The organism is Paraburkholderia megapolitana (assembly GCF_007556815.1).
In the GTDB taxonomy this organism is placed as follows: domain Bacteria; phylum Pseudomonadota; class Gammaproteobacteria; order Burkholderiales; family Burkholderiaceae; genus Paraburkholderia; species Paraburkholderia megapolitana.
The window spans coordinates 3695301-3708005 of sequence record NZ_CP041745.1; the positions used below are offsets into that span (position 1 = coordinate 3695301).

At 62.6% G+C, this 12705-nt stretch carries 12 protein-coding genes and 1 pseudogene; 5 read left to right on the forward strand and 8 right to left on the reverse strand.

The annotated features are described in order from the left end of the window. The first annotated feature begins 21 nt into the window (after positions 1-21). Positions 22-969, forward strand: a complete 948-nt coding sequence (locus tag FNZ07_RS29810) for a sugar-binding transcriptional regulator (RefSeq protein WP_091011169.1) — start codon at positions 22-24, stop codon at positions 967-969. 113 nt (positions 970-1082) lie between these two features. Here FNZ07_RS29810 and FNZ07_RS29815 read toward each other — a convergent pair whose 3' ends face one another. The 6 genes from FNZ07_RS29815 to FNZ07_RS29840 form a co-directional block, all read right to left on the reverse strand. Continuing rightward, positions 1083-2192 (reverse strand): ABC transporter ATP-binding protein, encoded by a 1110-nt coding sequence (locus tag FNZ07_RS29815; protein ID WP_091011168.1) that lies wholly within the window; start codon positions 2190-2192, stop codon positions 1083-1085. An 84-nt stretch (positions 2193-2276) separates the two neighbouring features. After that, a complete protein-coding gene (locus tag FNZ07_RS29820; protein ID WP_407670648.1) occupies positions 2277-2966 on the reverse strand; it encodes an HAD family hydrolase in 690 nt (229 codons plus the stop codon). A gap of 11 nt (positions 2967-2977) precedes the next feature. Further along, entirely contained in the window at positions 2978-3856 is an 879-nt protein-coding gene (locus FNZ07_RS29825; RefSeq protein ID WP_091011166.1) for a carbohydrate ABC transporter permease, read from the reverse strand. Beyond that, a complete protein-coding gene (locus FNZ07_RS29830) occupies positions 3853-4788 on the reverse strand; it encodes a carbohydrate ABC transporter permease (protein ID WP_091011165.1) in 936 nt (311 codons plus the stop codon). Before FNZ07_RS29830 ends, FNZ07_RS29825 begins: the two co-directional genes overlap by 4 nt. Before the next feature lie 164 nt (positions 4789-4952). Next, positions 4953-6275: an ABC transporter substrate-binding protein gene (locus tag FNZ07_RS29835; RefSeq protein ID WP_091011164.1), complete on the reverse strand. Its 1323-nt coding sequence runs from the start codon at positions 6273-6275 to the stop codon at positions 4953-4955. A gap of 62 nt (positions 6276-6337) precedes the next feature. Next, a complete protein-coding gene (locus tag FNZ07_RS29840; RefSeq protein WP_091011163.1) occupies positions 6338-7120 on the reverse strand; it encodes an L-iditol 2-dehydrogenase in 783 nt (260 codons plus the stop codon). Between the two features lie 288 nt (positions 7121-7408). Here FNZ07_RS29840 and FNZ07_RS29845 point away from each other — a divergent pair, with 288 nt between their 5' ends. The 4 genes and pseudogenes from FNZ07_RS29845 to FNZ07_RS29860 all read left to right on the forward strand — a co-directional run bounded on the left by FNZ07_RS29845 (position 7409) and on the right by FNZ07_RS29860 (position 10643). After that, on the forward strand, positions 7409-7903 hold the full coding sequence (locus FNZ07_RS29845) for a Fur family transcriptional regulator (protein WP_091011162.1): 495 nt from the start codon (positions 7409-7411) through the stop codon (positions 7901-7903). Between the two features lie 94 nt (positions 7904-7997). Continuing rightward, positions 7998-8945, forward strand: coding sequence for a metal ABC transporter solute-binding protein (locus tag FNZ07_RS29850; RefSeq protein WP_091011161.1), 948 nt, complete (start codon positions 7998-8000; stop codon positions 8943-8945). Next, positions 8942-9472: pseudogene (locus tag FNZ07_RS34595) on the forward strand (ATP-binding cassette domain-containing protein); the annotation flags it as partial. The gene FNZ07_RS29850 and the pseudogene FNZ07_RS34595, both read left to right, overlap by 4 nt. Positions 9473-9854: 382 nt before the next feature. Beyond that, entirely contained in the window at positions 9855-10643 is a 789-nt protein-coding gene (locus FNZ07_RS29860) for a metal ABC transporter permease (RefSeq protein WP_091011159.1), read from the forward strand. Positions 10644-10683: 40 nt separating this feature from the next. Here the strand turns inward: FNZ07_RS29860 and fghA are convergent, their stop codons facing one another. Next, positions 10684-11529, reverse strand: a complete 846-nt coding sequence (gene fghA / locus FNZ07_RS29865) for an S-formylglutathione hydrolase (RefSeq protein ID WP_091011158.1) — start codon at positions 11527-11529, stop codon at positions 10684-10686. Between the two features lie 13 nt (positions 11530-11542). Beyond that, complete coding sequence (locus FNZ07_RS29870) at positions 11543-12649, reverse strand: S-(hydroxymethyl)glutathione dehydrogenase/class III alcohol dehydrogenase (RefSeq protein WP_091011157.1); 1107 nt, start codon at positions 12647-12649, stop codon at positions 11543-11545. Positions 12650-12705 lie beyond the last annotated feature (56 nt).

Below are 12705 nucleotides of genomic sequence, written 5' to 3' on the forward strand. Positions count from 1 at the left end.
GCAAGACAGACGGAATCCATCGTGCCCAAGTCCAGCGAAAAACTCGATCTTGCAACCCGCGCGGCGTGGCTCTATTACGTCGCCGGCAACACGCAGAACGAGATTGCCGAAAAGCTCCAGGTGTCACGCCCCGTTGCACAACGACTCGTCGCGTTCGCGGTCGAGAAGAATCTGATCCGTGTACGCGTCGATCATCAGATCGCCGACTGCCTCACGCTTGCCGACCAGTTGTCGAAGCGCTACGGACTCGCGATGTGCGAGATCGTGCCGATCGACGGCGACACCCACGAGGAAGTCGATCGCAAGCTCGCCGTAGCCGGCGCGCAGGTGATGGAGCGCTACCTCACCGAAGAGCGACCGATGGTCATCGCCTTGAGCAGCGGCCGGACCCTGAAGGCCGCCGTCGATCAGATCACGCAGCTGGAGCGGCCACAGCACCGGCTCGTATCGATGGTCGGTGCGATCGCTCAGGACGGCTCGTCGAACCGCTATGACGTCGCGCTGCACATCTCCGAGAAGACCGGCGGCAAGCATTTTCTGCTGCCCGCGCCGCTGATCGCCGACAACGAAGCCGAACGCGCGCAGTGGTGCAACCACCGGCTCTACCGGATCGTGCAGTCGCTGTCGGCGGAAGCGGATGTAGCGTTCGTCGGCATCGGCGACATCGGACCGAACTGCCCGCTCTATGAAGACGGCTTTCTGACCGTCGACGAAGTGCGCGAACTGATGCGGCTCGGCGCGATCGCCGAAATGCTCGGCCTGCCGATCGACGCCAACGGTGCACGCATCGAATCGCCGACTGGCCGGCGCGTGACGAGCATCCGCCTCGATTCGCCGCCGAAACGACCGACTATCGGCATCGCCGGTGGCACGCGCAAACGGCATGCGGTGATTGCTACGCTGAAGGGTGGCTGGCTGTCGGGTCTCGTCACCGATGAGCTGTGTGCGCGCGCGGCGCTTGAGGCATGACAGTGACGATGACGGCGACAGTGCGGTAATGCCGGCGCCGTAAACGAAAAAAACGCCGCACACAGGGCAACCCTGCGTGCGGCGTTTTTCGTGGAGTGACGCGCCTCGGTCGCTCAGGCCGCGAGCACCTCGACGATCTTCCGTTCGAACGCAATGCCCGCGCTGTCGAACAGATGGCAATGCTGAGGCGTGGCACCCAGCTTCTGCATCTCGCCTCTCGTGTGCCGGTCGAGCGGTGGGATCCGCGCAATGAGACCGTCCGGCGCCACGCCGCATTCCGAGTACAGGTAAGCGGCGTCACCAAGCGATTCAATCGCCATCGTGCGCGCCGATACACCGTATTCCGCTTCGCCGACATGTAGATGCTCCGGCCGGATACCAACCGTCACCTTGTCGCCTTCCTTCGCGTTACCGGGCACGACGGCGACACGCTGCGTCTCGCCGGTTTCGTAGCGCACCACGACGCCGTCATGCGACACCGACTGCACCACGCCTTCCATGAAATTCATCTTCGGCGAGCCGATAAAACCCGCGACAAAGCGGTTGGCCGGTGCGTGGTAAAGACGCGTCGGGCTACCGACCTGCTCGACGTTACCCGCCGACAGCACGACGATCTTGTCGGCCAGCGTCATCGCTTCGACCTGATCGTGCGTCACGTAGATCATCGTCGTCTTCAGTTCGTCGTGCAGACGCGCGAACTCGAGACGCATCTTCACGCGCAGCGCCGCATCGAGATTCGACAGCGGTTCGTCGAACAGGAACACCTTCGGCTTACGTGTGATCGCGCGACCGATCGCCACGCGCTGACGTTGCCCACCCGAAAGCTGCTTCGGCTTGCGGTCGAGCAGATGGTCGATATGCAGGATCTTCGCGGCGTTGCGCACGGCCGCATCGATCTCGGGCTTCTTCGTACCCGCGAGCTTCAGGCCGAACGCCATGTTGTCGTACAGCGTCATGTGCGGATAAAGCGCATACGACTGGAACACCATCGCGATGCCGCGCTTTGCGGGCGGCACGTCGTTCATGCGCGTTCCGTCGATGTTCAGGTCGCCGCCGCTGATATCTTCGAGGCCGGCGATCATCCGCATCAGCGTCGATTTCCCGCAGCCGCTAGGACCGACGAAGACGACGAACTCGCCGTCCGCGATGTCGAGATTGATGTCGCGCATCACTTCGTTGTCGTCGTAGCGCTTGCTAATACCGCGCAGAGTCAGGCTTGCCATGATGTGTCTCCGTTGTCGACCCGGGTTAGCGCTTGAGCGCCGGCCCGGGTCACATGTAGAACTGTGTTGCCAGTACTATCCATTTCAATGCGAACCGACGGTCACGCGCTGCACCCAGCTTGCCGTAAGCGCCGGCAAGAGCTGCATGTCGTCGAATACGTGCTGCGCGCCCGCGGCACGCAATGCGTCGATCTGCGCCGCACTCGCGTGCCCGCCACCGATAAACCCGAGGACCGTCATGCCCGCCGCGCTTGCCGCCGTCGTGCCGGTAACGCTGTCCTCGACTGCGAGACAGTTCTCCGGTGTCGTGCCGAGGCCGCGTGCCGCCGCGAGATAAACGTCGGGAGCGGGCTTCGGCTGCGCGACCGTATCGGCACAGAACACGCGCTCGCCGAAGAACCGCGCAAGACCGGTGCGCGCCAGCACGTTCTCCACATACGACCGGTAGCTGTTGCTCGCGCAGGCCTTCGTCAGTTCGATCTGCGAGAGCGCTTCTTCGATGCCCGCCACCATCGGTGCCTGCATCGCCGCTGCTTCCACCGCGCTGCGAATCGCTTCGACGTCGGCGGCGGCAAGCGTCTTGCCGAGTTGCGCCGCCGTGCCTTCGAGTACGCGTTCGATGCGCAAGCCGAGCATCGGCAGCAGCACCGGTTCGACGTCGGCATCGGGCCAGCGCGCTTCGAGCTCGCGCACCAGCATCGCCGCGGCAACCGCTTCGCTGTCGACCAGCACGCCGTCGCAATCGCAAATCAACGCGAGGCTCGACGCTGTCACGACGTGGCTCATTATTTGACCGCCCCGAACGTGAGACCGCGCACCAGTTGCTTCTGCGACAACCAGCCGACGATCAGAATCGGTGCGACCGCCAGCAGCGATGCCGCCGACAGCTTCGCCCAGAACAATCCCTCAGGGCTCGAATACGAAGCGATGAAGACCGTGAGCGGTGCTGCATTCGAACTCGACAGGTTGATGCTCCAGAATGCTTCGTTCCACGACAGGATGACGAGCAGCAGTCCCGTCGATGCAAGACCGGGCAACGCCATCGGCATCAGCAGGTAGACGATCTCCTGCCACGTCGCGGCACCGTCGATACGACCCGCTTCGAGAATGTCCTTCGGGATTTCATTGAAGTACGTGAAGGCCATCCAGACGGCGATCGGCAGATTGATCAGCGTGTAGACGATTACGAGCCCCCACACCGTGTCGAGCAGGCCCGCGTTCTTCCACAGCAGATAGATCGGCACCAGCACGCCGACCGACGGCATCATCTTCGTGGACAGCATCCACAGCAGAACCTTCTGCGTGCGCCGGGTCGGAAAGAACGCCATCGCATACGCGGCCGGCACCGCAAGAATCAGGCAGAGCAGCGTGACGCCGACCGAGATCAGCACCGAATTCCACGCGAACGAGAAGTAGTTGCTGCGTGCAAACACCTCGCGGAAGCTATCCAGCGTCGGGGTGAAGAACAGCGACGACGAGTACGCCTGCTGCTCGGTCTTGAACGCCGTGATCGTCATCCAGAAGATCGGGAAGAACAGCAGCAGCGAGATCAGCCACGCAAGGATGCCAGGGATGCTGCGCCGGACGATTGCGAACGGTGAAGCGGAACGCGGCTTTGATGGCGTCGACGTGGTCGATGCTGGAGTAGCGGCAAGCTGGCTCATTTTTCGTACTCCCCTTTCAGGTTCTTCGACAGCATGCGCACGAGGAAGAACGACACGACGTTTGCCAGCACCACAGCGAGTATCCCGCCCGCGGATGCGAGGCCCACGTCGAACTGCTGCAACCCGAGCGAGTAGATCAGGTACGACAGGTTGGTCGTCGCGGTGCCTGGACCGCCGCCTGTCGTTGTGTAGATCTCGGCGAAGATCGACAGCAGGAAAATTGTTTCCATCATCACGACCACGGCGATCGCGCGCTTCAGGTGAGGCAGCGTGATGAAGAAGAACATCGCGAACGGACCCGCGCCATCGATGCGCGCCGCTTCCTTCTGCTCTTGGTCGAGCGACTGGATTGCCGTGAACAGGATCAGGAACGCGAACGGCAGCCACTGCCACGCGACGATCATGATCACCGCGGTGAGCGGATACGTGGCGAACCAGTCGATCGGCGTAAGCCCGAGCGCACGCATGCCGTCGGCGACGAGACCGTACACCGGATGCAGGATCATGTTCTTCCAGATCAGCGCGCTGACCGTCGGCATCACGAAGAACGGCGCGATAGCCAGCAGCCGCGCGATGCCCTGACCGTAGAACTTGCGGTCGAACAGCACCGACATCAGGATGCCGCCCACTACCGTGATGACGAGCACCGCGACGATCAGTTCGAGCGTGTGCACGATCGACGGAATGAACGAGGGATCGGTGGCGAGGTAATGGTAGTTGTCGAGACCGGCAAAACCTTTCTCGTCGGGGTTCAGCAGGTTATAGCGCGTGAACGAATACCAGATCGTCATCGCGAGCGGAATCGCCATCCACAGCACGAGCGCGGCGACCGATGGCGTGACCAGCCAGCGGGCGGAAGACGCCTTTTGCGACGTGCGTTCAGGTTCGGTTTTGGGGCGGGCTTGCATGAGAGGAAGGTGTAGATGACGCATGATCGTGACCACCTTTTGGTAATGCGCGAGCCGGCGGCAGACGTCGGCCCGCTGTGCTGCCTGGCCATGACGCTGACCAGACCCTGGCTGGCTCGCGCCGGCCAGGGGACTTACGCTACCGCGAGGTCGTGCGGGGCGGCGTTGCTTCTCGCTTTACTCCTGCGTTACTTCTGATAGCCGGCCTGACGGACTGCGCGGTTCGCAGTGGCGTTGCCTGCTTCGAGCGCCTGATCGACCGTCATCTGACCAGCGAGCGCGCCAGCGATACTCTGGCCAACCACCGTGCCGAACGACTGGAACTCCGGAATACCGACAAACTGCACGCCGGTGTACGGAACCGGTTTTGCAGTCGGATGCTCCGGATCAGCCGTTTCGATCGCCTTCAGCACGAAATCGGAGAACGGTGCGGCCTGCTTGTATTCCGGGCGCGCGTAGGTGGACAGACGCGTACCCGATGGCACCGACGCCCAGCCTTCGTCCTTGCCGACCATCTCGACGTACTGCTTCGACGTTGCCCACGTGATGAACTTCTTCGCTGCGTCCTGAGCCTTCGACGACTTCGGAATCGCGAGCGCCCACGTCCACAGCCAGTGTGAACCGTTCGGCGTGACGGCCGTCGGTGCAGCGGCAAAACCAATCTTGTCCGCAACCTGCGACTGCTGCTTGTTGTACAGCATACCCGCGGCCACCGTCGCGTCGATCCACATCGCGCACTTGCCCGACGACATCAGCGTCAGGTTTTCGTTAAAGCCGTTCGAACTCGCTCCCGGGGGACCGTTCTTCTTCAGCAGATCGACGTAGAAACCGACCGCCTTCTTCCACTCCGGCGTCGTGAGCTGCGCCTGCCACTTTTCATCGAACCAGCGGCCGCCAAACGTGTTCACCACCGTCGTCACATAGGCCATGTTTTCACCCCAGCCGGCCTTGCCGCGCAGGCAGATGCCGTAGGTGCCATTGGCCTTGTCGGTGAGCTTGTCGGCGAACTGCGCGATCTGGTCATAGGTGGGCTGGTCGGGCATCTTCAGGCCCTTCGCTGCGAACAGATCCTTGCGGTAGTAGGTCATCGAGCTTTCGACGTAGAACGGTAGCCCGTACAACTGACCGTTCACCGACAGCCCGTCGCGCGCGGTCTTCACGACGTCATTTAGATCGTAATCAGCGGGCAGGCCGGTGAGCGGCGACAGCCAGCCGCGCTTGCCCCACTGTGGCGTTTCGTATGCGCCGATCATCACGACGTCGAACTGGCCGCTGTTGGTGGTGATGTCGGTTGTTGCGCGTTGGCGCAGCACGTTCTCTTCGAGGATCACCCAGTTCAGCTTGATATCGGGGTTGGCTTTCTCGAAGGCCGGCGAAAGCTTTTTCAGCTCGATCATGTCGGGGTTATTCAACATCGCGATCGTCACGGTCGCGGCCGATGCGCCCAGTGCCGCGCACGCCAGTGCGCCGGCGGTAATCGCCTTGAGCGCAAATCGGTGAGTTCGTTGCATTGCGTGTCTCCTTTATCGTTTAGTAACTGGCTGCGTTGCTGCGTGGTGTGGTGCGGGGAAATTCAGCTCATCCAGTTGCCGCCGTCGACATTCAATGTCTGCGCAGTGATGTAATCGGCATCGGCGGAAGCGAGAAACAGCGCGGCGCCGGTGAGGTCGTCGGGCACGCCCATGCGGCCTAGCGGCACCGCTTCGCCGACCAGCCGTTTCTTCTCACCGGGTTGGCGGTTTTCATAGCGCGCAAAGAGCGCATCGACCTGATCCCACATCGGCGTATCGACGACGCCTGGTGCAATGCCGTTGACGTTGATCCGATGCGGCGCGAGTGCCAGCGCCGCCGATTGCGTATAGCTGAGAACCGCGGCCTTGGTTGCACAGTAGTGCGAGACAAGCGCTTCGCCGCGCCGGCCGGCCTGCGACGACATATTGACGATCTTGCCGCCGTGTCCCTGCTCGACCATCTGCCGCGCCACCGCCTGCATCAGGAAGAACATGCCTTTCACATTGACGGCGAATAGCGTGTCGAAGATGTCCCAGGACTCGTCGAGTAACGGCCGCATGTCGAACATCGCTGCATTGTTGAACAGAATGTCGATCTGCCCAAACCGCTTGATCGCACCAGCGACGATGCGCTCGATATCGTCGCGACGCGTGACGTCCGCGGAAAGTGTCAGCACGCGATCGCCGCAGGAATCCTGCAAGCGCTGTCCGAACGCATCGGCCGGCTTGAGATCAACCAGTACGCAGCGCGCACCTTCGTCGAGATAGCGCTGCGCGACCGCTTCGCCAATACCGCTCGCTGCGCCGGTCAGGATCGCCACCTTGTCTTGCAGTCGTGCCGCCACCGCCTGTCTCCAGTTTCGTCCGCTTACTTCGGCCCACCTTCATCCTTCTGCGAAGAAGTGAGCGAACGCTCGTTGCGCGAACAATTGCTCTAAATGTGGTCGAATGATCGGATACGCGTCGGATCGTGTCAAGACGCGCGGCAAGATTTCGATGGTGCAGCGCGTCAGCGAGTCGCTGCGGAAGAAAAGTGGCGTGGGGTATTGTTGCGCGGCCAGTCACCCTCGATTCACGATACGTTATATCATTCGCGTCTCGCGTCGATTCGACCGATTTCTGGAATGCATGACATGGCCGCCCCTCTCACAGACCGACTCGCCGCCCAGCTCGCCAAGGCCGATGCCGTGGCAGCTAAGCACGGTCTTGCACTCACTCCGCTGCGACGCCAGGTCTATGCGCTGGTCGCCGCCAGCGAGCGGCCGGTCGGCGCATACGATCTGCTCGACGCGCTCGCACCGCAACGCGGCCGCGTGCCGCCCACTACGGTTTACCGCGCGCTCGACTTTCTCGTCGCGCATGGTTTCGTCCACCGGATCGAATCGAAGAATGCCTTCTTCGCCTGCTGCGAAATCGACCAGCCGCATCAGGGACAGTTCCTGATCTGCGAGGCGTGTGGCGAAACCGTCGAGATTCCCGGCCACGAACTCGCCGAACAGCTTTCGCACAGCGCACCGGCTAACGGCTTCGAAGTGCATCGCCAGGTTGTCGAGCTGAGTGGCCTGTGCGCGGCCTGTCAGGCACAGCGATCGTCGGGCGATGCATCGCATGAGGTTCAGCGGCGATGAACGTGCCGCTTCGTAGCGTTGTCGCACTCCGCGCGCGGCGTCGCTTGTCGCAACCCTTACTCCACCCTTTCGCAACACGAACCAGGAAAGACCAATGAAGAACCTCAATTCGAAATGGAGCCGCGCACTGGGCCTGTCGAAGTATCTGGCGACCGGCGCCGCTGCGTTTGCGTTTGCCCATGCCGCGTTCGCCCAGGACGCAAAGATCCGTGTCGTCGCCGCGGAGAATTTCTACGGCGACGTCGTGCATCAACTGGGCGGCGATCGTGTCGACGTGAGCAGCATCCTGAGCAATCCGGATCAGGACCCGCACCTGTTCGAAGCGAGCCCGAAAACCGCGCGCGAATTGCAGCAGGCGAGCCTTGTCGTCTATAACGGCGCCGATTACGATCCGTGGATGGCGAAACTGCTGAACGCATCGAAGAACGCAAAGCGCACGACGATCGTCGCAGCCGATCTGGTCGGCAAGAAGAGCGGCGATAATCCGCACCTGTGGTACGACCCGGCGACGATGCCCGCCGTCGCCCGCGCCGTGAGCGCGGCACTCGCGTCTGCTGACCCGGCGCACAAAGCGGCGTACGATGCGAACCTCGCGAAGTTTCTCGATTCGCTGAAGCCGATCACCGACAAGGTCGCCGCGTTGCGCGCCCGTTACACCGGGCTGCCGGTCACGGCGACGGAGCCGGTATTCGGCTATATGTCGGACGCGATCGGCCTCGATATGCGCAACCAGCGCTTCCAGCTGGCCGCGATGAACGACACCGAAGCGAGCGCATCGGATATCGCGGCATTCGAGCGCGACCTGCGCGAAAAGCGCGTCCGCGTCCTGATCTATAACAGCCAGGCAACCGAAGCCCTGACCAAACGCATGTTGAAACTGGCCCAGCAATCGCACGTTCCGACCGTTAGCGTCACCGAGACCGAGCCGGCCGGCCACACGTTCCAGCAATGGATGCTGGCGCAGCTCGACGCGCTCGACAAAGCGCTTGCCGCGGGAGACACGGGCTCTGCAGGCGCTGCAGGTAAAGGAAAGACTCAATGATTGACCCAGGCCGCACGCCGTCCGCACCCGTCCTCGCGCTTGAAGGCGTCACGCTCGAACTCGGCGGTCGCACAATTCTGGCCGACACGAGTTTCACTGTGAATCAAGGCGAGTTCATCGGTGTGCTTGGACCGAACGGTGCGGGCAAGACCACCTTGATGCGTGCGGTGCTCGGCCTCGTGCCGGCAGCGAGCGGTGCGATCCGCGTGCTCGGCCGGCCGGTCGAGCGCGGCAATCCGTCGATCGGCTACATGCCGCAGACACGCAGTGCACTCGCGGGCCGCCGTGTGCGCGGCCGCGATTTCGTCGCGATGGCCGCCGACGGTCATCGCTGGGGTCTGCCGCATGCCGATGCGAAAACCCGCGCCGATGTCGAGCGCGTGCTGGACCTGGTCGATGGCCGCACGCTGGCTGCGCGGCCACTCTCCGAGCTATCGGGAGGCGAGCGGCAACGTCTGCTGCTTGCACAGTGCCTGTTAGGCAACCCGCAACTGCTGCTGCTCGACGAACCGCTGATCAGCCTCGACCCGCACCATCAAAAGGGTGTGGTCGAACTCGTACGGCGCGTACAGCAGGAACTCGGCATCGCGGTGCTGTTCTCCGCACACGAACTCAATCCGCTGCTGCATGCGCTCGATCGCGTGCTGTATCTAGGCAGCGGTGTGGCGGCGCTCGGTACCGTCGATGAAGTCATCACGAAACCGGTGCTGTCGCGGCTCTACGGTTCGACGATCGACGTAATGCGTGTGAATGGCCGCATCTTCGTGATGTCGGGTGACGTCGAAGTCGAGAAGCACGATCACGCTCACGAAGAAGACGGTCACGATCACGGCGGCGGCGGCGCTGCGCATACGCACGGCGCACACGGTCACGCTCACCCTCACGCGCCACGCGACGGACACACGCACGATGTTTGAATACGATTTCATGATCAACGCATTCGCGGCGTCGGGGATCGTCGCGGTGCTGGCCGGTATCGTCGGTTATTTCCTGGTGATGCGCGGGCAGACGTTCGCCGGTCACGCGCTGTCGCACGTCGGCTTCACCGGCGCGACCGGCGCCGTGCTGATCGGTATTTCGCCGATCTGGGGGATGGTCGGCTTTACGCTCGCCGCCGGCATCGGCATGGGCGCGCTTGGTGAACGACTCGCGGGCCGCGACGTGGCAATCGGCGTGATCCTGTCGCTGTCGCTCGGTTTCGGTTTGCTGTTCCTGCACTTCTTCACGGCCTACGCCACGCAGGTCACCGCGCTGCTGTTCGGTAACGTGCTCGGCGTCAACGCGTCGACACTCGCGATCCTCGCGGGGCTCGCCGTCGTGAGCCTGATCGCGCTCGCGGCGATCATGCGGCCGTTGCTGTTCGCCTCGCTGCAGCCGGAACTCGCGGAAGCCAAGGGCGTGTCGCTGCGTCTGATGTCGATGCTGTTTCTCGCGATCACCGCGATCGCAGTCGCTGCATGCACGCAGATCGTCGGCGTGCTGCTGGTGTTCACGCTGATGGTTGGGCCAGCCGCTGCCGCGCAGAACCTCACGACGCGGTTGTCCGCCGGTCTCACGGTCGCCGCGTTACTTGCGCTCGCGCAGGCGTGGCTCGGCCTGACGCTCGCCTACTACACCGACTGGCCGACGAGCTTCTGGATCACCGCGCTTGCCGCATTGTTCTACGGCGCAAGTTTGCTTGGACGACGCGGAGCGTAGCGTAGCAGCCCGCGACGCGACGCGACGCTCACGCTCACGCTCACGCAAGCAACACGCTCGCGTGATGTGCAAGGTGATCTTCGATAAACGTCGAGATGAAGTAATAGCCATGGTCGTAGCCGTCGTGACGACGTAACGTCAACGGCTGCCCGGCGTCGCGGCACGCCGCCTCGAACACGTCGGGATTAAGCTGCTCCGCGAGAAACTGGTCCGCGAGCCCCTGATCGATCAGGATGCCTTGCGCGAAGCGCTGCGACGCATGCGCCACCAGTTCGCTCGCGTCGTACTGTTTCCATGCTTCGCGATCATCGCCGAGATAGCCGTCGAACGCCTTCTCACCCCACGGGCAACGCGATGGCGCAGCGATCGGTGCAAACGCCGACACCGAGCGATAGATCTCCGGGTTACGCAGCGCCAGCATCAGCGCACCGTGACCGCCCATCGAATGCCCGAAGATCCCGAGCCGCGTTCCATCGACAGGTAAATTCGCCAGCACCGTCTCGCGCAACTCGTCGCGCACGTACGAGTACATCCGGTAATGCTTCGACCACGGCTCGCGTGTCGCATCCACATAGAAACCCGCACCGACACCGAAATCCCATGCGTCGCTTTCTCCCGGCACGCCCGCACCGCGCGGGCTCGTATCGGGAGAAATCAGCGCGATACCGTGCCGCGCGGCAAAGCGCTGCGCGCCGGCCTTGATCGGAAAAGTTTCTTCCGTGCAGGTCAGACCGGCCAGATAGAAGAGCGCCGGCACGCGCCCATGCGCAGCTTGTGGCGGCAGATAGGCCGCGAAACGCATCGGCAGGCCGATGGTCTGCGACTCGTGGCGAAAGAAGCGCTGCACGCCACCGTGGCACGCATGCGAAGCGAGAGTCTCGAGCATGGCGGTGCGCTCCTTAGTACAGCACGACCGAGCGGATCGATTCGCCCTTCTTCATCAGGTCGAAACCCTCGTTGATACGATCGAGCGGCAGACGGTGCGTGATCAGGTCATCGATGTTGATCTTGCCTTCCATATACCAGTCGACGATCTTCGGCACATCGGTACGTCCGCGCGCGCCGCCGAATGCGGAACCCTTCCATTGACGTCCAGTAACAAGCTGGAACGGTCGCGTGCTGATCTCCTCGCCCGCCGCGGCCACGCCGATGATGAACGACTGGCCCCAACCCTTGTGAGTACATTCGAGCGCTTGTCTCATCACCTTCGTGTTGCCGATACATTCGAACGAGTAGTCGGCGCCGCCATCGGTGAGCTGCACGATGTGATCGACGACGTTCTCGACTTCGTTCGGGTTGATGAAATGCGTCATGCCGAATTTCTTCGCGAGTTCGATACGGCCCGGGTTCAGATCGACACCGATGATCTTGTCCGCTCCCACCATCTTCGCGCCCTGAATCACATTGAGCCCGATCCCGCCGAGCCCGAACACGACAACGTTCGCGCCCGCTTCGACCTTCGCCGAATACACGACTGCACCAACGCCTGTCGTTACACCGCAGCCGATGTAGCAGATCTTGTCGAACGGCGCGTCCTCGCGCACCTTCGCAACGGCGATCTCCGGCACGACGATGTAGTTCGAGAACGTCGAGGTCCCCATGTAGTGAAACAGCGGTTTGCCGTCGAGCGAGAAACGCGAGCTCGCATCGGGCATCAGCCCGCGACCTTGCGTCGAGCGGATCGCCTGGCACAGGTTCGTCTTGCGCGACAGGCAGAACTTGCACTGGCGACATTCGGGCGTGTAAAGCGGGATCACGTGATCGCCCTTCTTCAGCGTACCGACTCCCGGGCCGACGTCGACCACGATGCCGGCGCCTTCATGTCCGAGGATCGCCGGGAAGATGCCTTCCGGGTCCGCGCCCGACAGCGTGTAGTAATCGGTGTGGCAGATGCCGGTTGCCTTCACCTCGATCAGCACCTCGCCCGCACGCGGCCCTTCTAGATCGACTTCCTCGATCGTCAACGGTGCGCCGGCCTTCCATGCGATAGCTGCTTTTGTCTTCATCGTGAATGCTCCTGTATCTGTTGATTCCAAATCCGTTTGCGCGTTGCGCCGGCCGG

Coding starts and splice junctions, on each gene's coding strand:
- FNZ07_RS29815 (WP_091011168.1), bottom strand. CDS start 2,192: ATGGCAAGCCTGACTCTGCGCGGTATTAGCAAGCGCTACGACGACAAC.
- FNZ07_RS29825 (WP_091011166.1), bottom strand. CDS start 3,856: ATGAGCCAGCTTGCCGCTACTCCAGCATCGACCACGTCGACGCCATCA.
- FNZ07_RS29830 (WP_091011165.1), bottom strand. CDS start 4,788: ATGCGTCATCTACACCTTCCTCTCATGCAAGCCCGCCCCAAAACCGAA.
- FNZ07_RS29835 (WP_091011164.1), bottom strand. CDS start 6,275: ATGCAACGAACTCACCGATTTGCGCTCAAGGCGATTACCGCCGGCGCA.
- FNZ07_RS29845 (WP_091011162.1), top strand. CDS start 7,409: ATGGCCGCCCCTCTCACAGACCGACTCGCCGCCCAGCTCGCCAAGGCC.
- FNZ07_RS29850 (WP_091011161.1), top strand. CDS start 7,998: ATGAAGAACCTCAATTCGAAATGGAGCCGCGCACTGGGCCTGTCGAAG.
- FNZ07_RS29860 (WP_091011159.1), top strand. CDS start 9,855: ATGTTTGAATACGATTTCATGATCAACGCATTCGCGGCGTCGGGGATC.
- fghA (WP_091011158.1), bottom strand. CDS start 11,529: ATGCTCGAGACTCTCGCTTCGCATGCGTGCCACGGTGGCGTGCAGCGC.
- FNZ07_RS29870 (WP_091011157.1), bottom strand. CDS start 12,649: ATGAAGACAAAAGCAGCTATCGCATGGAAGGCCGGCGCACCGTTGACG.